The organism is Aquimarina sp. MMG016 (assembly GCF_018100805.1).
GTDB lineage: Bacteria > Bacteroidota > Bacteroidia > Flavobacteriales > Flavobacteriaceae > Aquimarina.
On record NZ_JAGJEA010000004.1, the window covers coordinates 354,033 to 372,906 of the forward strand.

Sequence of the window (18,874 nt, forward strand, 5' to 3'; positions counted from 1 at the left end):
TTTTTCTTTACTATACCCTTTATTTCTTGTGCTTCGTGCTGATCTTCATTCACTATGCTTAGTCTATTGCTCTCCATTATTCTCTTCCTTAGTATTTATATCGATAGTCGTTTTATCAGTCCCAAAAGATGATTTTTTAGCATTTTGGCTGTCTTTATTATAAACGTGCACCTCTCTTTGAGGAAACGGTAAAGAAATACCTTTGTCTTCTAGTCGTTTCTTGGCTTCTTCAACAGCATAAAAATGAATACGCCAATAATCTTCTAACGAAGCCCAATATCTGAGTGATAATGTAACTGCACTGTCTCCTAAATTGGAAACTACCACTTCTGGTGCCGGATCTTGAATAACACCTTCTTGACTATTAATAAGATCCAAAAGGATATTTTTCGCTTCCTTGATGTTACTGGTATACGAAATTCCTATTTCTAAATTGTTGCGACGTGTTGGTTCTGAAGAGTAGTTAATGATATTCTCGTTCGATAACTTTCCGTTTGGAATGATTGCTAATTGATTTCCAAAAGTATTGAGTTTAGTTTTGAATATTGAAATTTCTTTTACGGTACCAGATACCCCTTGCGCCTCTATAAAATCCCCAATCTTGAACGGCTTAAAAAATAAAATCATCACACCTCCTGCAAAATTAGATAAAGAGCCCTGCAAAGCTAATCCAACAGCCAGACCAGCTGCACCCAATATAGCTACCAGTGAAGATGTTTGTACTCCTAATTGAGTAACCACTAATATAATCAACAATATTTTTAGGCCAATATTAATGAGGTCATACAAGAAACGTTCTAAAGTTTCATCGTAATCTTTCTTCTTAAAAAATTTACGCAACCCCTTACTGAAGAGATTGATTATCCATATCCCAACAAAAAAAATAACAATTGCTGAGATTACACCAGGCAAAAAGTCCCACACCCAAGCAATGAATTGTTCCCAGTTTTCTTGTGTAAGTCCTAATTTTTCCATTTTTAATTTATATGATATTTAGTTAGTGATTAAGCTCTTTTATTCTTCAAAATATTGACGAATTAAGCATTTTTAATCGAAATACGCTTCTATTTCCTGTTTAATATTTTCCCATTGTTCTTTTTCACCATTAAAGGCTCTAAAAATTTCTTTTATTTTGGAAATCCCGAAACCTTTCGCTTCTTCGAATCCTATTTTTGGAGGAAGTGATAACTCGGCATTTGTCACGACTGCATCGATTATAAATGGTTTGGTGGATCTCTTTGCTTCCTGTATCGCCGACATAATATCTTTTGCGTGCTCTACTTTCACTCCATCACCTCCACATAGTTTCGCATATTCAGCAAAGTTGAAATTATCCACTTTTAAGGCATCAAAATTAGGTGCTAAGCCAGCTTCTTCCATCTCAATTTTCACAAAACCTAGCTGCGAATTATTAAAGACTATAATTTTTATTGGAAGATTATTATTCACTGCCGTAGAAAAGTCTTGTAATGACATATTAAAAGCCCCATCACCTATCAACCCCCAAACTTCTCTATTAGGAAATTGAAGCTGTGCACCTATCGCTGCCGGTAAACCTACAGCCATAGAACCGTGATTAAAGGATCCAATGATCCGGCGATCGGCATGGAAGTTCATAAAATTAGAAGCCCAGATGGCAGCTGTACCTGTGTCAATAGTAAAAATAGCATCATCTGAAGCTATATCACTAACACCCTTTGCAAAAATATGAGGGTGAAGCGGCTCCATATCGCTAGAGGGATCTGCTTTTTGATTATTGGAAGTTTTCCAATCTCTAAATTTTTCAGTTAGTTCCTTTACAAATCTATCATCTTGCTTTTCTTCACATAATCCCGTAAGTGATGTAATAGTGCTTTTAATATCACTATGGAGCCCAAGTACCACAGACGTGCGATTGCCAATATTCTCCGGTCTAAGATCTACTTGAATAGTCTTAGTGTTTTCCGGAAGAAAATCAGTATACGGAAAGTCTGTACCTAACATTATCAACAGGTCACAATCCATTACTGCTTGATAACCAGAAGGATTACCAATTAACCCTGTTAACCCAACAACATTCTCCATTTTATGATCAAATACATCTGAAGCTCTTAGCGTATGCGTTATCGGTGCTTTTAACATCTCCGAAAAGCGAACCACTTCATCTCTGGCTTCTCTGCACCCAACTCCTGCCAAAATCCCAATTTTTTCGGATTCATTGATAAGTTTTGCTGCACTATTCAATTCCTCCTGACTGGGAATAATATTACTATTAGACCTGAAAACGGTATGAACGTAATCCTTATTTTCTGCTTTCATCTGTGCAATATCGGCAGGCAATTCGATTCTACATACACATTGATGATTAACTGCTATTCGTATAGCTCGGAGGATTACTCTAGGTGCTTCTTCCGGCGATCTTATAATTGCTTGATATTTGCATACATCGTCATAAATCTTTTTGAGATCTGCTTCTTGATGATAATTTGTCCCCAAATGTTCAATTGGAATCTGTCCTGTTATTGCAATTACCGGAGACCGTTCTTTTTTTGCATTGTATAAGCCGTTAATAAGATGTAAAGCTCCTGGTCCAACCGTACTAGCACAAACACCAAAATTACCATTCAACTCTCCCTGTGCAAATGCAGCATATGAAGCATTGCCTTCGTGGTTAACACCGATCCATTCTATGATATCTTGTTTTCCGATAGCATCTACCAGAGGATTAAGGGCGTCACCAGCTACTCCAAAAATGTGCTTGACTCCTTCATCTTGTAATATTTTTAGTAATTGTTCTGATACGTTCATGTTTTTATTTTTATTACATCATTAACTGTTGTGCGATTCGTATTAAAATACCAATTGTGATTCAAAATCTTCAGACCATTTTGATGCACGATATACAGCGGGAATCAACGTAGCAAACACTTTGAATTTCCTTGTGTAAACAGAAGTATTATCTTGAAGTTTCCCTAACTTTATGGTCATCGGTGTTTTAATTGTAATCTGTTCCTCATTGACCTCACTACATCGGATTAATTGACTCTCTTTACATAAAAAATCATCTTTTCGATCATTCCTAACTACTCTTGATATCTGGCTATCATCCCAATTAGGAATCAGAACAGGAACATCATTTATCCCATGGATATCGTACACAAAGACGTGTAATAAATATTCCATGTTTCCAGAAATATCTATAGGATGAAATTCTATGTCGGTATTGACAATAATTGCATTGGTTTTGGTATCATCAACTTCTACATATTCGGGAACTCGATCAAGAGTTACTTGCTTTATTTTTGCCATTGTATATTATTTTAAACTTTAATTATGAGAATTTTCAATATTTATTGATCCTTGAGTATTTCTAGGTTTTAAAAGTAACCTAAGAACATTCCAGACACAACTACACCAGCAATTAACAAAGCCAAAACGATAATAATAAATTTTGCTCCTAACTTTGTTTTTGTATTTTTTTGGAAAATATAGTCCCTTCTTTGCTCATCATCTTCTTTTACGAATTTCATAGTTTTCATTTTTTTTAGTTCAACTTTATTTTATATATATGTTTCTTTTTTACAAATTCTAGAATTTCTCCATTCTTAAGTTTTCTGCACTTCCTTAAAGACCTTTATGTTACTCAAAGATAGATTGAGACAAGCAAAAGGCTGAACGCATTTAAGATAAATATTAATTCTATTGCTAAAATTCATATACGTTAACATGGCTATGATTTGAGTTAAACAACCTGAATATTTTTAAAGAGATTTGTATCAAATTAATATAGAATTTAAAAACATTAAAAAGATGAGTAATAACAGTAATACATTTTTAGGAATAATAGCAGGGACTGCTATTGGTGCAACTTTGGGTATTCTATTTGCCCCAGACAAGGGAGTAAACACAAGAAGAAGAATAGTAGATGAAGCGCAAGCAACCAAAGATCAGTTACAAAGGGAGGCTTCTAACTTAAAAAATCAGATAGCAGATACCGTATCTACTCAAAGAGAAACGCTAGATACAAAAATCGAATCACTAGTTTCTGATGCAAGTTATAAAGCAGATGATGTAATTAGCTCTCTTGAAAAAAAATTAAGTGAGTTGAAAGCTAAGAACAAAAAATTACAGAAATCGTAATGGGAGTGATTGACGCATTAAACGAAACTTCTAACAAAGCATATGATTCTGGAGAAACTTATATTAAAACTTCTCAAGAGTATTATAAGCTCAAAGCGTTTCAACAACTAGCAAGAGCATTTTCCTTTTTAAGCAAGCTAGCTATTATTGGCGGCTTGCTTTTCTTAGGTCTAATATTTCTAACCGTAGCTGGAGCAATTTGGTTGGGACAAACCATAGGAAGTACTTCGTTGGCTTGTCTATTAATGTCTGTAATGCTTTTTATTTGTACAATAATAGGATATCTTCTAAGAAAACAGATTGATAAAAATATTATCAAGAAAATGTCTAAAGAATTTTTTGATTAAAAACATCATGGAAAAAACATACACAACCTTCAAAGAGATTGAGCAAGATCTTCGAAAACTTAATTTACAGCGAAAAATTTCGATGGAAGAAATCAAATTACTCAAATATGAGTTAAAAGAAGACCTTCAACCTTACCAATGGGTATCAACAGCTTTGAGCGCCATAAAAAAATATGGTATATTTTATTTAATAAGAAGGCTTTTTAAGTAATCTTAGGCGACGTTAGACACCTCTTCAACTGGTAGAGTAGTTTTATTCTTGAACTCATTAGGGCTAATATCATATTTTTCTCTAAATATCTTTGAAAAATAACTTCTACTACTGAATCCTATTGAGTAAACAATTTCAGAAATATTCATATCTGTGGTTTTAATTAAATCTCTAGCAGCTTGTAATCTTACGTGGCGAATGTATTCTGTTACCGTTCTTGCATATAATACCTTAAAACCTTCCTGAAGTTTGGCCTGGGTTAAACCAGTTTCTAATTCTAATTGTTCTAACGAGTAATCTTTAGAAACATCTTTGATAATCTTTTTGGCTAAGTTTCTTATAATTTTTAATTCGCGTTTCAACAATGTAGTAGGCAATACTTCCTCTTTCATGGCACGATCATGTTGTTGGATATGCATAGAGAGAATTTGATAAACCATTCCTTCAATTTGAAGAATACGAATCATTCCTTTTTGTCTCACCTTTCTCAAAGCCGAAATTTGATCAGCCAATTTCAAATTAAAAGTTCCAAAATAGGCGAAGGTATTCTCATGGTCAGAATCCATAAATACTTGATACAGTTTTTGGTTAAGCTGTGATACATTATTTAATCTCTTTTTCAGATACTTCGTTCTGGCAATCTGGATCACATTAATCTCTAATTTTTCGTCTTTCGGAAAATACCCATAATTATACCCCCCATCTCGACTTGTAATAATTACGGATTGAAACTGTTCAAGGGTACGAATTTCATTTTGATACCCAAATCGGTGTCCACAGTGACCAACTAGACAATATGTAAAATGGATAGGATTATACTCTGATGTATCCATAACCAACACGTAATCTTTGTGAAATGTTATGTCATATTCTAATAAGTTTACGCCCCAATCAAAAGTAATAAATCTTATGGATCCATGGGCATTGAGATTATTAACTGTCAAAACATACTCTCCCCATCTTTCTTCTATTGTACCCCCAATTACTTGTTGAATTTGACGAACTGTACCCTCAGTACTTTGAGCTGTAATATTAATTTCTATAGCGGTTGGTGTTTCTAAATACATATTGATAATATTACGTGAAAATGATTGCTTGTTGAATTACAAATAAAAAAGTGAAACAATTATTAAATTATAATCCAAAAACTAATAATTTCATGTTAAGATACATCAAATCTGCTATAAATAATACTTCCGTTCCAGATTTTCCATAAAAAAACTCCCTATAATAAGGAGTCTTTTTTATTAACACATTGTCTATAATCTAATCTTAAATAGTATCAAATTCATCTACAAAGAAAAAATCTCTGTCGGCGTTATTTACAAAGTATAATCCTTCTCCGAAAATATACTCTACATTTTTCTTATCGACAATTACCTTAAAACCTCTTTCAGTTGGCTTCAACTCAAAGCTGTCATTAGCATCCTGAGTATAGCGTAACACAATATATTTGTCATAATCACTATATAAATCGTTGTCTACATATATTAACTTTGTCACTTGTTGTGGCACTGTTTTTCTGCTTTGATTTAATTTTTCTTTATCAGATTCTTGCAACATAACCTTAGACTTTGCAGTTTTATAAACCGTTACTCGATAAGGAATTGTTTTACCATCCTTTTTAAAATTATAAGTCTTGGTAACTTTAGTTTTTAAAACCTGTTTATTTTCTTGAGCCATTGCTCCAGTTAAGGTAATTGTTAAAACAAATGTTATTAAAATTTTTATTGTTTTCATTTTATAAATTTTAAATGGTTATTAATTCTTTTATAATTAGTATTATGCTTCTCTTATCATACTTGTATCGAATTGATCTGAAGTATTTTTGTACCACGCATGCAACATCCAACTCAATTTTTCTAATTCTCCAATATATGCTCCTATCATATCTATCGTACCTTCATCCCCAGCTTTATCAGCATGAGTAAGTACAATCCGCATCTGGGTAAGTAATTTCCTATGATCTTCCAGCAATTCTTTTACCATCTCAGTATCCTTTAACAAAGGAGTTATTTCTTTAATAGTAGCCATTTTTATATATTCTTGAAATTGACTAACAGGATGATGCTGTAAGGTTAATACACGTTCTGCTATCTCATCAATTTTAATTTTGGCATCGTTATAGAGTTCTTCAAATTTTTCATGAAGATCAAAAAAATTCTTCCCAAGAATGTTCCAGTGGAATCCGCGTAATTTTTGATAATATAAGTTGTAGTCTGCCAATAAAATGTTTAGTTCTAATATGACTGGTAAAAGCTTTTTCTCATTCATATTCAAATAATTCATAGCAATTTTTTTTAGATTAATATTTTTATTGAAAAATGAACCAAATAAGTATGATTCTTTTTGTTCAATACAAATATATTACGAGCAAAATGGCATTTTTTGCTCATTTACTATTTATCTTAACTCAATTGTGAATAGTGAAGAAAAAGTTTATTCCAGTACAGGCGCCAAATCAATATAACTATAATTGACTTCTCCTATATGTTGATATTCAGTTTCCCGATCATGTAGTTCGCCCCAACCAAAATTACGCTCTATAGTATCTTCTTTATATTCCGAAAGTAGGTCCTCTGAAAGTAAAATATATTCTTCTATAGGAATTTTATTTTTAAGCAATCGGTGTGCAATTATAACATCCTCTCCCATTAATTTGATATTTTTACCAATGGGCACAGCACTTATTTGTTTTCCATAATGAAGTACGATTTTTAAACCCAAAATTTCGGGAATCTTATTTCCTCCTTTTTTGTGCTTATATTTTTTACGTAATATTTTTAATTGTTCATAAAATTCTGTGTAAAATAACCTACATTGATATACCAATTCGGCAAAAGTGGGTAATCGTCCTGTTTTATAAAAGAGAATTGCATCACCTTCAATTTCTGAAACCCTTAGATCCAGTTTATTGGCGTAAATCACTTTATTAAGTAAAGATGGAATCACCTTTGAACTGAGTTCTATATCTGTAGAGCTCATAAAACGAGTAAAGCCACTTATATCAGGGATACATATTAATGTTGGTTCTGCTTCCATACTTCTATATTATTTTTGTAAATCATTCTACTAAATCTAATATACGTTTTAGATCTTTATTATTACTTATATTTACTTTTAAATCGGTCTGTAAGGCTTTTATTTCATCAGATATGACCGTAACATAATCCGTACAAATTTGTTTTGTATTCCAAACATAAATCAAAGCAGACATTAATTCGTAGGCTACCGAACTATCTGTTTTTGAGTATTCTCTTATGGGTTGTATTACGATTCGCATCAGTTCTTTTGCTGGAATTTTATTATGAATTATTAAAATCTCGCACTTAGGAATTTTTTCAAAAGTTCTGGGTTTGATCATCAATACCTGGGATAATAATTGCCCAAGTTTTGAAATGGCATTAATAGCCGTACCCGGATCATTTACTCCAGGCGAGAGTGCTTTTACAGCTACTTCAGTTAATTTAATCATCCCACCAACGCCACTATCATCTTCGTGACGATTAGATAAAATATATAAACAAAGCTGTAAGGGTTTTATTTCATCTTCACACAGTTGACCCTTGACTTTTAAAACTGGATCGTCTTTCCAAATATGTTGATCAGCATATGGAATTATTTCAATAACATTTCCTCTTTTCTTGAATGCATTTTCTAGTAAAGAAACATCAAAAGATCTAAAATATCCGGTTTTATTACTCCGAATTATTTTCCAACTATCTCGAGAAATTTCTGGATATGCAATTTCAGTGCCTTCTTGTTGTTTCTTTTCACCTAGTATTAATTCACTACTTTTATAAAAGATTCTATTTATAATATTATGTATTTGTATTGCCTGAGAAATACTATGGATAAAATAGACGAAAAGACCAACACAAAAAGCGCCTAAAACTGCAGAAATCATCACAGAAAACCCTACAGCATTTTTGTCTGACCCATAAGCACCTAGAGACATCAATACAATAATACTGTACAGTAAAGTTCCGATATAAAATCCTAATATGACTTGGTGTTTTTTGTTAGAAATAAGACCCGGTAGTAATCGAGGAGAAAAATTTGTAGATGCCTGATTTAAAACTACCATTACCATAGTAAAACTAAAAACTGTCAACGATAAAATTCCTCCAAAAAGTGTAGATAAAATAGTCCTTGCTGTTTCAAGATCTTGAACAATTAAGAAAGGAATTTTCTTTTTAAAAGTGTGAACAACTTCTAAATTTTCGACAAACAATAATAGTATAGCTAATAAAAAGAAAGCTATGCTAATCAACACTGGATAAAAAGCTATACTGTTAAAAATGGTGCTTTTTAATTTCTTCAAAAACTTTAACGCAACTTTCATATTTAAAAACTATCTGTATTCGGGATTTTCAAAATTCCATCGTGTACCATCGTCCCAGGCGGATCTGGAATTCCCATAAGAAGGGAAGCCGTTCTCCTTTTTTAATATACTCGCAAGATGCAATAAATTATATGTCATAAAAGTAGTATTTCTACTGGTGAATTCATTATTCTTAGCATTCGATTCTTCATCAAGATAACTAGGTCCAGGCCCTGCTTCACCAATCCATCCACAATCCGCTTGTGGTGGGATCGAATATCCTAAGTGTTGTAACGCATATAAAATACCCATTGCACAATGCTTGATCCCATCCTCATTACCCGTAATCACACAACCTCCTACTTTTCCATAATAAATATATTGTCCTTTGTCGTTTATTTTTCCGCTCATTCCGTACAATCTCTCAATTAATTTCGTGGCCACAGATGATTTTTCTCCTAACCATATCGGTGTTCCCATAATAAGAATATCTGCATCCATAATCTTTTCATAGATTTCAGGCCAATCGTCTTTATCCTTACCTTCTTCTTTCATATCCGGCATCAAGCCATAGGCAATATCATAATCTACCAATCGTAAATATTCCACAGATACGTTTTCTGATTTCATAATATCCATTGACACATTCATCAGGCCTTCAGTATGACTCTGCTGAGAAGAATCTTTTAATGTACAATTAATATAAATAGCCTTGAGGTTGGAAAAATCTTTTTTTTCTGAAGAGCGCATGATTTAAGAGGTTTTTGAAATTAAACAACGTGATTTTCAATTTCAGAATTTGATCTTAACATTCCGTGCGGAATCGCCATTATTGTTAACTCAAACAATAATTAGAACACTTTTTAATTTTTATTACGACTTCCTTTTTAAAACAGTTAAGGATAAATGTATATGCGCACAGTTTATCGATCCTTGAAATCTACCTTTAATTTGCAAAATAATGTAAACTGAAGATATGGGCTACTAAAAATCAAAAACGTAAAATATCATTAGGGCAAATGTGATGTGTTAATATAAGTAGCCTTTATTTTTTTAAACTAAAAAAACCTTTAATTATGAAAAAACTTGCAGGAATATTTATGATCATCCTTTTAGTAACTAGTTGTGATGTGCAACAAAAAAAGGAAGCGAAATTACCTGATGTAGATGTCGATGTAGATGTTGATACAGAGGCAGGTCAACTACCGACCTTTGATGTAGATTGGGCTGACGTGAATGTAGGGACTAAAACGAAAACAGTAAAAGTACCTAAGGTCGTAGTGGTAATGGAAGAAGTAGAAGTTGAAGTACCCTATGTAGATGTAGATATGCCAAACTCTGAAGAAAGGGAAGAATTGACATTAACTGTAGAGGCTGAAGTAACTGGTAAAGAACACTCTATTGACATAAAAGAGATTATTGCTTCTAACGACAAGGTGTATGTAATTTCAGAATTAAAAGAAACAGATCAAACATTGGGAGATAAAAAACTAAGAGTATCCGATAGAGTTATTCTAAATGCACCGGATCTTAATGTTAAACATATTATAATGGGTAAAAAGCCAGATAGAGTTTTCAATGATCAGTATAAGTATGTAAAAGATATTAATACGTTTAAATCGGGCTTGAAAAAATCTAGAGTGATTTTCACTAAATAGTATATCTAATTCCAGATAGATATGGTTAGTTGATGAAATGGCCTCTTTAGATATTATTGAAGAGGTCATTTTTATTAAAAAAATAAATTATGAATATTTTTGAAGTATTAAGAGAGGATCACGAAATACAGCGATCATTACTTGATAAACTGGTAGAAACGTCTGGAGATACAACCAATAGAGACGAAATTTTTAAAGAACTAAAAAAAGAATTAGCTATACACGCTGATGGAGAAGAACGCCACTTTTATGTCCCTTTAATTGATAGTGACAGAACTCAAGAAAAATCCAGACACAGCATTGCAGAACATCACGAAATTGATGAATTAGTCGAAGAACTTGAGAAGACAGAATACTCCTCATCAGCTTGGTTAAAAATTGCAAAACAACTCCAGGAAAAAGTAGTACAACACTTAGAAGAAGAGGAACACGAGGTTTTTCAGATGGCAGGGAAAGTTTTGACTAACAAACAAAAAGAAACACTCGCAAAGGATTATGCCGCTTTTATTAAAGAAAATAGATAAATTAGAGAGGAATTTATAATAGCAGATGGGAGCCAATATTACAAATCCAAAATTTTTAAAACAAATTATCAAAACTCCTGAAAAAGTTATTGATCAATTGGATCTTGTATATGTGAATGACGATAAGTTAACCATCCTTAGACAAAAAAAAGGAAAAGATTTTATCTATCTACTTAACGGGGACATATTATCAACCAAACGAGACATCAAAAGAATTGAAAGCTTGGTCATTCCTCCTGCCTGGGAGAATGTGCGCATAGCAGCTCTAGACAACGGTCATTTACAAGCTATAGGCAGGGATCTTAAGAACAGAAAACAATATCGCTATCATCCATTATGGAAAGCAATTCGAAATCAAACTAAATTTTATAAAATGTCTGATTTTGGAAAACAACTACCTAAAATACGCAAACAAGTTGATAAAGATTTAGAGCAAGAAGGCTGGCCCAAAAGAAAAGTACTTGCACTTATCATAAGATTGATGGAAGAAACTCATATTAGAATTGGTAATGAGCAATACGCTAAAAGAAATAAAACATACGGATTATCTACTATGAGAACTCGCCATCTGCACGTTGAAAAGGATAAAATGAAATTTCAATTTGTGGGCAAAAAAGGCAAAAAACATTCCGTAACCCTAAGGAATAAAAAACTGATGCGTTTGGTGAATCGATGCGAAGAAATACCGGGGTGGGAATTATTTCAGTATTACGATGATCAAGGAATTAAACATTCGGTAGAGAGTAGTATGATAAATGAATATCTCCATAATATTGGTGGTGAATTATTTACCGCCAAAGATTTCAGGACTTGGGGAGCTACCACTATATCATTTGAAAAATTAATGGAATTAGGCATAACTGATAATGAAAAAGAAATTCATAAGAATATCTTAAAAGCTTATGATGCCGCTGCGCAAGGTTTAGGAAATACCAGAAATGTATGTCGTAAATACTATGTCCATCCTGCAATAATATCCGGTTATGAAGATGGAACCATCGATAATTATTTTGATCAAATAGACAACAAAATAGTGCCAAAGAAATATTTCTCCAATACCGAACAGGCAATTTTAAAAATATTGAATAACTATACTCCAGAATTTTTAAAACTTAATAATTAATAAAAAATATAAAACCATGTATGATCAACTTGTAGAAGCTTGGAATAAAATGCTTTCAAAACTAGAATCCTGGTTAGATGCCATTGTTGTCAACTTACCAAACTTGCTCATAGCCATAGTAGTTTTTATCATAGCATTGATTGCTTCAAAATACGTAAGTAAATTAATCTTAAAACTTTTGGACAGGAGTAATTTACAGCGTTCCATGAAAAAAGTGATCGCCAAATTAGTTTCTATTGTTGTCATACTTCTTGGACTCTTTCTGATTTTAGGTATATTGAATCTTGGAAAAGCGTTAAACACCATACTCGCTGGCGCGGGAGTTGCAGGATTAGCCGTTGGTTTAGCATTACAGGGTGCTTTAGCTAATACCTATTCGGGTATTATCTTATCTTATATTAAAAATTTAAAATATGGTGATTGGATAGAGACCAATGACTATGAAGGCGAGGTAATCGACATTGACCTGAGAGCAGTAACCATTAAACAAGTAGATAACAATTTAGTTTACATTCCCAATAAATTGGTGGTAGAAAACCCTATTAAAAATTATTCTACCACATCGCAATCCAGAGTTATTTTAGAATGTGGTGTTGGATACGAATCTGACTTAAGACAGGTACAGCAACTCACTATTGATACCGTTGTTAACAATTTTAAAGCTGTAGAAAATAAAGATGACGTATTGTTCTTATGGAGAGGGTTTGGAGATAGTTCCATTAACTATGAGCTTCGTTTTTGGATCAATTCTACCTCAGCATTAGAAGTAGCAAAAGCAAAGAGTGAAACCATGATGTTGATCAAAGAGGTGTATGATGAAAAAGGCATCAATATACCGTTCCCGATACGTACATTAGATTTTCCCAAGGAATTCAATTTAATGAAAGAAAAAAAATAAGATGTTTTTAAAGCGTAAAATCAAAAAATTATAAATGAAAAATATAAGCCCAAATGTTGTACGGCAAGTTTTTGTGTTACTTCTTATTTTCTTAATTGGTGGACTTATCTTTATCGAAATCCTTCCATATCTATCGGGTATCCTGGGAGCGATCACTATTTATGTCATTTTACGAAAGTGGATGGCACTTCTAGTCCGAAAAGGTTGGCATCCTGATCTTGCTGCGGTCACGTTACTTATTGGATCTTTTTTAGGAATATTGGTTCCAGTGGTTGGTTTAATTTCAATGTTAAGTAATAAAATTGGAAGTGTTGCCGGGAATTTTGAAAAAGTCATTTTAGCACTTAAAGGAAGACTAGATACTTGGGAAAATCAGATTGGTTACGATCTCAGCTCACAATTAGATGCTGAAGCTATTTCAGATTGGACCACAGAAAACTTACAAAGTTTCGCAGGAGGGACTTTTAATGTCTTTGTATCCATAGGAATTATGTATTTTCTTCTTTATTACATGTTTACCAATAGGAAAATGTTGCGAGAATCGCTTTTTGATTATATTCCGATTAACAAGGATAATTTAAAAATTATAGGAGATGAAAGCCAAAAAATGGTTAGATCTAATGCAGTGGGTATTCCATTAGTCGCTATTGTACAAGGAATAGTCGCTCTTATTGGATTTCTGATATTCGGTATCGAAGATCCATTATTCTGGTTCGTTATCGTAATCGTTGGATCTATGATTCCATTTGTAGGTACTATTATTGGCATATTACCTGTATTCATAATTACTCACTCAATCGGAAACGTTTTTCAGGCATGGGGAATTTTAATATACGGACTGGTTGTTGTTGGATTTTCTGACAACTTAGTTCGACTATACGTTTTACAAAAGTTAGATAACGTACATCCCATAATAACGCTTATTGGAGTCATTGTCGGAGTTCCTTTATTTGGTTTTATAGGCTTAATTTTTGGACCATTATTAATTAGTCTATTTTTAATAGTTGTACAAATTTACAAATCCGAATATGGCAAGGCCGATAATACAGGACAGGAAAGATTGTAAAGTCAATTAAAAAACATTTACAATCTAACTATAACCGCTCTGAAGCCTAAAAAATCTTAGTTGCTCCTTCTCATATTCCTTTTTCCTAAGTTCTTCAATGATATCATCTCCTTCTATACCATTGAATATTAAGGAGGTATTAAGTCTAGTTAATATTTCCAATACATCTATAGGCAACGAGTTGTCTTCCAAACAAATGTTACATTTTTTAATTATTTTTTGATCATAGCTTAAACAACTACGAACCAACGAAGTCTGTAGATTTTTTCCAAAAGAAAATTTAGAATCAGGTATGATACTCTTAAGTTTATTTTTATCAACCTGGGATACTTTTAAATCGATGTTGTTATAAGTAAATACCTCGCTCAACTCATTTGTATATTTATTTCTACATATACTCTGATGGTTTAAAAACCTTGATAAAGTTGCTATCTGAACACGGTTAGCCGCTTTTTAATATTTTTTTTCTGCAAAAAACATCATCCTCAAAAGACGGGTAATTCCAACATTGGTTTGCATCAGAAACTTTTATTGGTTAACAATAAATGCATGAATAACACCTGGAAGCCATCCAATCTATGTCAAAAGTAGACTGATTAAAAAGGTTGTTCCCAAACCGTGCTTTAGAAAAACTGCAAGTGGCGGTAATAAAATATTAAGAATAATCATAAGTAATGACATTATATTAATTTTTAAAAGGTCATTATTAATTATACCGTTGTTTTATCATAGTGGATATACATCGGTATCATTTTTCAGAACATGTAGACCGTCTGATCTCTTTATATTTAGAACCATATTTGCTACGTTTTTATCTATGTTGAACTTTCTTTTTAGTTCTTTAGTGATTTTGTAGGCATATGTTTCGATAACAGTCCCAAAAAGAATGGTTTTGTCCTGACTCCATTTTACTTTGTTTCTTTCTTTAATCGTAAGTCTAAAATTTAAGACCAGCATTATTTTAATCTATCCTTGTGACTTCGTTCTCATTCTTCAAGACTTTATCTCCGTCATCTTGCTCTATATATAATGCTTTATCACCTTCTTCTCCATTTCGAGTAACCTCAGAACCTTTAATGGTTTTAGTTACTTTGTTTTTATACGTATCAATCACTTTTCCTGTGGCTGTACCTTGTCCCCAGCTCCATTTTACTTTTGTACCTTTTCGTATCATAATTTTTATTACCAAGATGAGTTTTAACCAGCTTATGTATTAGTTCAATCGAATTACATGTTAACTCAAAACGTTGAAAAGGATGTAGTTATCAAATACAATGCATTATTAAATGAGTTCACTTTTGATTTATTAGAACCATCTCTTTTTACATTTATAAAGTAATTTTAATGTCTAGAAAAACTTACGTATGGATCTAGAAAGACTTCTAATTTTTGTATGTGGATTTGCTCTCGGCATAGTAGTATCTATCTCAAAAGGACTGTTCAAGACAAAAATTAATTTTAGACAATTATTTTCCAAAAATCAAATGGAATGAAAAGATGCAAAACAGTATCATCTTAATAAAATACTGTAAAACTTAAAACTTAATAAATTATGGCAACGTATTCTGAAACCGTTGGAAACAAATTAAACGACTTACTTGAAAAAACGTATGATGCAGAGAAAGGATTCAAAAAAGCTGCAGAAAATGTAGAGCATTCCTCTCTAAAAAATTATTTTAATCAGAAAGCTCAAGAGCGCTATGACTTTGGTCATGAATTGAAAAATGAAATCAAAGCATTTAGTCAAGATGTGGACAAAGGTGGTAGTGTTACTGGGAGCGCACATAGAGCCTGGATGGATGTTAAGTCCTTTCTATCAATTGACAATGAAGAATCTATGTTAGAAGAGGCCATTAGAGGAGAGAAAGCATCTGTGGATGAATATAATGATGTTCTTTCAGAAACTTCACTACCGGCAAGTACACAATCTATCTTAGCAAAGCAAAAACAAAAAATTGAGAGCGGGCTATCTACAATCAAGAGATTAGAGGATTTAAACTAGAGATTAGTTTTTATTGTTATATTCCTAAAAGATCACTTCTTTACGTCTATTATCCCATTTTGGACTTAAAGAAGCGATTTTTTTCTAATTTCCTCCTTGAATTTTTTTTAACAGTCTGTTTTTGATCATTTTTAATTAGAAATGGACAGATAAAACCAAATGAAGATTATAAAAACTTAATAGTAATAGTTCTTATGACAAAAAGATCATCTCATTTTATACTCTTTTGGGCTGTAATGGAATCTTTTTTTGAAAATTTTGCAGAAATAACTTCTACTAGTCAACCCTACCGAGTATACAACCTCGGATATAGTTAAGTCAGTAGTTTTGATAAGTCTTTCTGCTTTTTCTAAACGTACGTTTCTCACATAATCAGAGACGGTTCTTTCAAACATGAACTTAAACCCTTCTTGTAATTTCGCAGGAGAAAGTCCGGATTGTAAGCATAAGGTCTTTATACTATGTTGAATTTCCGGGTTCTTCTTTATGTACTCGCTGATCTCAGAGATTGCCGTCAGCTCATTTTTAAGTAGGCCACTTGTATTCGATTTGTTTTCGATTTCCGCGTGAAATTGTTCAATATGTTTTGCCAGAATTAAATAATATCTCCCTTTCTGAGAAAGTAATTCAGAAATCTCATTATTATACTCCACTCCTAACAATAACTTCAGTTGTTCAGCAATTTTCAAATTATAGTTTCCTAAATGAAAATGTTTAGATTTTGTTTTTATACTCGTTAGCAGGTTTCTGATTGTTTTACTAAATTGATTGCTTTGAGGGCCAAATTTATCAAAATATTCCTGCTTGTCAATACAAAGTATATTTAATATCAAAGGCCGGTTTTTCTTAATGATCAAATTACTTGACAACCCATTATCACTATGTATAACAGCAGTCTGAAACTGCTCTATCCTGGTTGTTTGTTCAAATGATTCGAATTGATGATCACAAAACCCTTCCAAACAGTATACAAACTGCAAAGAGTTTTCTGTCATTGAACAAACCGGAATTTCAACATTTTCATGAAGATTAAGGTTAAAATCAAACGATTGTAATCCATTTTGTAACTTTGTATATCGTACCTGTCCACGACCAAATAATGGACTGATTGAAAGGGTTTGTATATCTTTATTTATACCAATTTCTCCAAAAAGATATTTGTTAATAGCAGTTAACGCAGATGATACTTTTAAATCATTACCTCTTACATTTTCCATGATGTTCTAATTGAAGTTAAAAACATTGATTCTTAAATAGTTACACCTAATATTACAATCCAAAATTAGTAGAAACACACTTAATCTCTTATCGTTTTTGAATTTTTGATTAACTTTATTGATCAAAAGCGTGTTAAAACCGAATTTGATTATTTTATACAGTTCAAATGCGTTACTATTTAAATGATAAGAGATCATTTAACTCGCTATATTTCTTTTACTTGCAGTGTAATATGGAAACGATGTATAAGAAAATTTCTAACATAGCAGAAAGAGAATTGATTGAAAAGGAGTTTGGGATTAGCTACAAATTTCCTAAACTTCATTCACCTTCTCCAATATTAGATGGTTCCGAAGAGTGTACATTATCTATAATTACAATGGATAATCCAGCTTTTATATCCTACGGGATTTGGGGACTATTACCTAAAAACTATGTAGATGAATGGTCTGATTTTCAAAAGATTTTTAATACTTTAAATATATCAAAAGAATATCTTTCTAAGACTAGGATGTTTTCTGAAGCTTATAATCAAAGAAGATGTATCATAATCGTCACTGGTTTTTTTATTTATCATCTACATAATGGTTCATTTTATCCCTATTATGTATACCTAAGTTCTAAAAAGCCCTTTTATCTTGGTGGTATTTATAACACTTTAGAAGACGGGTTCATCACTTGCTCTATAGTAACTACTAAAGCAAAAGGAATTATAAAGGACATTCAAAATCTGAACGATACAATGCCTTTACTTATTGCTAAAGAATCTAAAAAAGCCTGGTTGGATCCAGATTCAGAAATTAGTGAAATAGATCTGCTCCTAAATAATCCAGTAGACTTGGATTTTTGTGCTCACCCAATTGCAAAAGAGTTCTTTAAAAACGATATTTCTTACGATTCTATGTTATCACCAGTTTACTACAAAGACATACCAATACCGTAATATTCTTTAACTACAATTAATACCTTGAATTTCGTCTGTTATAGTACTTACTTCTATTTTAAGTGTCATAGGAATTATACCATATTTTGGTCCTAAACCTTCAGTCATAAACCTACCTAAATAGTGATGAGCTAGCTCAATATTATCAAATATCATCGTTCCACCAATGGTTTTAGTTTCGTCATTAGAGAAGCAAAATAATGAAATCAAACCTTTGGTATTCTTTAGAATTTCTCGTCTTTCCTGAGTCACTTTAACAACATTATCGAAAGAAAATCTAGTTTTAAATTTTAGATGTACTATAGCTTTTTTCCTTTGCATTAAATTCTGGGTTTTAGAGTGGGGTTATTTCAAAAAAAAGTTGGTACTCCTCAATTTATCCTTAAACACGAAACCAGATAAGATAAATCCGAAGAAACAAACTTTTCTATACCAAATTAG

At 32.3% G+C, this 18,874-nt stretch carries 26 protein-coding genes; 10 read left to right on the top strand and 16 right to left on the bottom strand.

Annotation, left to right across the window (positions count from 1 at the left end):
• Window positions 1-63: 63 nt before the first annotated feature.
• From J8M14_RS10695 to J8M14_RS10710, 4 genes are all read right to left on the bottom strand, one after another.
• Entirely contained in the window at window positions 64-975 is a 912-nt protein-coding gene (locus J8M14_RS10695) for a mechanosensitive ion channel domain-containing protein (protein WP_211074602.1), read from the bottom strand.
• A gap of 72 nt (window positions 976-1,047) precedes the next feature.
• Window positions 1,048-2,787, bottom strand: coding sequence for a thiamine pyrophosphate-dependent enzyme (locus J8M14_RS10700; RefSeq protein WP_211074603.1), 1,740 nt, complete (start codon window positions 2,785-2,787; stop codon window positions 1,048-1,050).
• 42 nt (window positions 2,788-2,829) lie between these two features.
• Window positions 2,830-3,288: a hypothetical protein gene (locus J8M14_RS10705; protein WP_211074604.1), complete on the bottom strand. Its 459-nt coding sequence runs from the start codon at window positions 3,286-3,288 to the stop codon at window positions 2,830-2,832.
• Window positions 3,289-3,356: 68 nt separating this feature from the next.
• On the bottom strand, window positions 3,357-3,509 hold the full coding sequence (locus J8M14_RS10710; RefSeq protein WP_211074605.1) for a hypothetical protein: 153 nt from the start codon (window positions 3,507-3,509) through the stop codon (window positions 3,357-3,359).
• Window positions 3,510-3,789: 280 nt separating this feature from the next.
• On the opposite strand from J8M14_RS10710, the gene J8M14_RS10715 reads away from it, so the two are divergent.
• Genes J8M14_RS10715 through J8M14_RS10725 form a run of 3 tightly spaced genes read left to right on the top strand, consistent with a single transcriptional unit; the run spans window position 3,790 to window position 4,677 of the window.
• Window positions 3,790-4,119: a YtxH domain-containing protein gene (locus J8M14_RS10715; RefSeq protein WP_211074606.1), complete on the top strand. Its 330-nt coding sequence runs from the start codon at window positions 3,790-3,792 to the stop codon at window positions 4,117-4,119.
• Complete coding sequence (locus tag J8M14_RS10720; RefSeq protein ID WP_211074607.1) at window positions 4,119-4,466, top strand: hypothetical protein; 348 nt, start codon at window positions 4,119-4,121, stop codon at window positions 4,464-4,466. Before J8M14_RS10715 ends, J8M14_RS10720 begins: the two co-directional genes overlap by 1 nt.
• A gap of 7 nt (window positions 4,467-4,473) precedes the next feature.
• Window positions 4,474-4,677: a DUF6327 family protein gene (locus tag J8M14_RS10725; protein WP_211074608.1), complete on the top strand. Its 204-nt coding sequence runs from the start codon at window positions 4,474-4,476 to the stop codon at window positions 4,675-4,677.
• 2 nt (window positions 4,678-4,679) lie between these two features.
• On the opposite strand, the gene J8M14_RS10730 is transcribed toward J8M14_RS10725, so the two are convergent.
• From J8M14_RS10730 to J8M14_RS10755, 6 genes are all read right to left on the bottom strand, one after another.
• Window positions 4,680-5,744 (bottom strand): response regulator transcription factor, encoded by a 1,065-nt coding sequence (locus J8M14_RS10730; protein ID WP_211074609.1) that lies wholly within the window; start codon window positions 5,742-5,744, stop codon window positions 4,680-4,682.
• Window positions 5,745-5,949: 205 nt separating this feature from the next.
• Window positions 5,950-6,417, bottom strand: coding sequence for a hypothetical protein (locus tag J8M14_RS10735; RefSeq protein ID WP_211074610.1), 468 nt, complete (start codon window positions 6,415-6,417; stop codon window positions 5,950-5,952).
• A 42-nt stretch (window positions 6,418-6,459) separates the two neighbouring features.
• Complete coding sequence (locus J8M14_RS10740) at window positions 6,460-6,966, bottom strand: DNA starvation/stationary phase protection protein (protein ID WP_211074611.1); 507 nt, start codon at window positions 6,964-6,966, stop codon at window positions 6,460-6,462.
• Between the two features lie 150 nt (window positions 6,967-7,116).
• Window positions 7,117-7,719: a DUF2652 domain-containing protein gene (locus J8M14_RS10745; RefSeq protein ID WP_211074612.1), complete on the bottom strand. Its 603-nt coding sequence runs from the start codon at window positions 7,717-7,719 to the stop codon at window positions 7,117-7,119.
• Between the two features lie 22 nt (window positions 7,720-7,741).
• On the bottom strand, window positions 7,742-9,022 hold the full coding sequence (locus J8M14_RS10750; RefSeq protein WP_211074613.1) for a DUF2254 domain-containing protein: 1,281 nt from the start codon (window positions 9,020-9,022) through the stop codon (window positions 7,742-7,744).
• A 9-nt stretch (window positions 9,023-9,031) separates the two neighbouring features.
• Window positions 9,032-9,751 carry a flavodoxin family protein gene (locus J8M14_RS10755; protein ID WP_211074614.1) on the bottom strand — a complete coding sequence of 240 codons (720 nt, stop codon included), beginning with the start codon at window positions 9,749-9,751 and terminating at the stop codon, window positions 9,032-9,034.
• 326 nt (window positions 9,752-10,077) lie between these two features.
• On the opposite strand from J8M14_RS10755, the gene J8M14_RS10760 reads away from it, so the two are divergent.
• The 5 genes from J8M14_RS10760 (at window position 10,078) to J8M14_RS10780 (ending at window position 14,270) form a co-directional block, all read left to right on the top strand.
• Window positions 10,078-10,659 carry a hypothetical protein gene (locus J8M14_RS10760; RefSeq protein WP_211074615.1) on the top strand — a complete coding sequence of 194 codons (582 nt, stop codon included), beginning with the start codon at window positions 10,078-10,080 and terminating at the stop codon, window positions 10,657-10,659.
• Between the two features lie 89 nt (window positions 10,660-10,748).
• Window positions 10,749-11,183 (top strand): hemerythrin domain-containing protein, encoded by a 435-nt coding sequence (locus tag J8M14_RS10765; protein ID WP_211074616.1) that lies wholly within the window; start codon window positions 10,749-10,751, stop codon window positions 11,181-11,183.
• Between the two features lie 25 nt (window positions 11,184-11,208).
• Complete coding sequence (locus J8M14_RS10770; protein WP_211074617.1) at window positions 11,209-12,306, top strand: DNA topoisomerase IB; 1,098 nt, start codon at window positions 11,209-11,211, stop codon at window positions 12,304-12,306.
• A 16-nt stretch (window positions 12,307-12,322) separates the two neighbouring features.
• A complete protein-coding gene (locus J8M14_RS10775; RefSeq protein WP_211074618.1) occupies window positions 12,323-13,204 on the top strand; it encodes a mechanosensitive ion channel family protein in 882 nt (293 codons plus the stop codon).
• 34 nt (window positions 13,205-13,238) lie between these two features.
• Window positions 13,239-14,270, top strand: coding sequence for an AI-2E family transporter (locus J8M14_RS10780; RefSeq protein ID WP_211074619.1), 1,032 nt, complete (start codon window positions 13,239-13,241; stop codon window positions 14,268-14,270).
• A gap of 24 nt (window positions 14,271-14,294) precedes the next feature.
• On the opposite strand, the gene J8M14_RS10785 is transcribed toward J8M14_RS10780, so the two are convergent.
• From J8M14_RS10785 to J8M14_RS10800, 4 genes are all read right to left on the bottom strand, one after another.
• Entirely contained in the window at window positions 14,295-14,639 is a 345-nt protein-coding gene (locus J8M14_RS10785) for a hypothetical protein (RefSeq protein ID WP_211074620.1), read from the bottom strand.
• Between the two features lie 207 nt (window positions 14,640-14,846).
• Window positions 14,847-14,951: a YqaE/Pmp3 family membrane protein gene (locus J8M14_RS10790; protein ID WP_211074621.1), complete on the bottom strand. Its 105-nt coding sequence runs from the start codon at window positions 14,949-14,951 to the stop codon at window positions 14,847-14,849.
• Window positions 14,952-14,996: 45 nt separating this feature from the next.
• Window positions 14,997-15,227 (bottom strand): hypothetical protein, encoded by a 231-nt coding sequence (locus J8M14_RS10795; RefSeq protein WP_211074622.1) that lies wholly within the window; start codon window positions 15,225-15,227, stop codon window positions 14,997-14,999.
• Between the two features lie 4 nt (window positions 15,228-15,231).
• Window positions 15,232-15,444: a DUF2945 domain-containing protein gene (locus tag J8M14_RS10800; protein ID WP_211074623.1), complete on the bottom strand. Its 213-nt coding sequence runs from the start codon at window positions 15,442-15,444 to the stop codon at window positions 15,232-15,234.
• A 378-nt stretch (window positions 15,445-15,822) separates the two neighbouring features.
• Here J8M14_RS10800 and J8M14_RS10805 point away from each other — a divergent pair, with 378 nt between their 5' ends.
• On the top strand, window positions 15,823-16,272 hold the full coding sequence (locus tag J8M14_RS10805; protein ID WP_211074624.1) for a PA2169 family four-helix-bundle protein: 450 nt from the start codon (window positions 15,823-15,825) through the stop codon (window positions 16,270-16,272).
• A 206-nt stretch (window positions 16,273-16,478) separates the two neighbouring features.
• On the opposite strand, the gene J8M14_RS10810 is transcribed toward J8M14_RS10805, so the two are convergent.
• Window positions 16,479-17,489, bottom strand: coding sequence for an AraC family transcriptional regulator (locus tag J8M14_RS10810; protein WP_211074625.1), 1,011 nt, complete (start codon window positions 17,487-17,489; stop codon window positions 16,479-16,481).
• 242 nt (window positions 17,490-17,731) lie between these two features.
• Here J8M14_RS10810 and J8M14_RS10815 point away from each other — a divergent pair, with 242 nt between their 5' ends.
• Complete coding sequence (locus J8M14_RS10815; protein WP_211074626.1) at window positions 17,732-18,433, top strand: SOS response-associated peptidase family protein; 702 nt, start codon at window positions 17,732-17,734, stop codon at window positions 18,431-18,433.
• 6 nt (window positions 18,434-18,439) lie between these two features.
• Here J8M14_RS10815 and J8M14_RS10820 read toward each other — a convergent pair whose 3' ends face one another.
• Window positions 18,440-18,754, bottom strand: a complete 315-nt coding sequence (locus J8M14_RS10820; protein ID WP_211074627.1) for a hypothetical protein — start codon at window positions 18,752-18,754, stop codon at window positions 18,440-18,442.
• Window positions 18,755-18,874 lie beyond the last annotated feature (120 nt).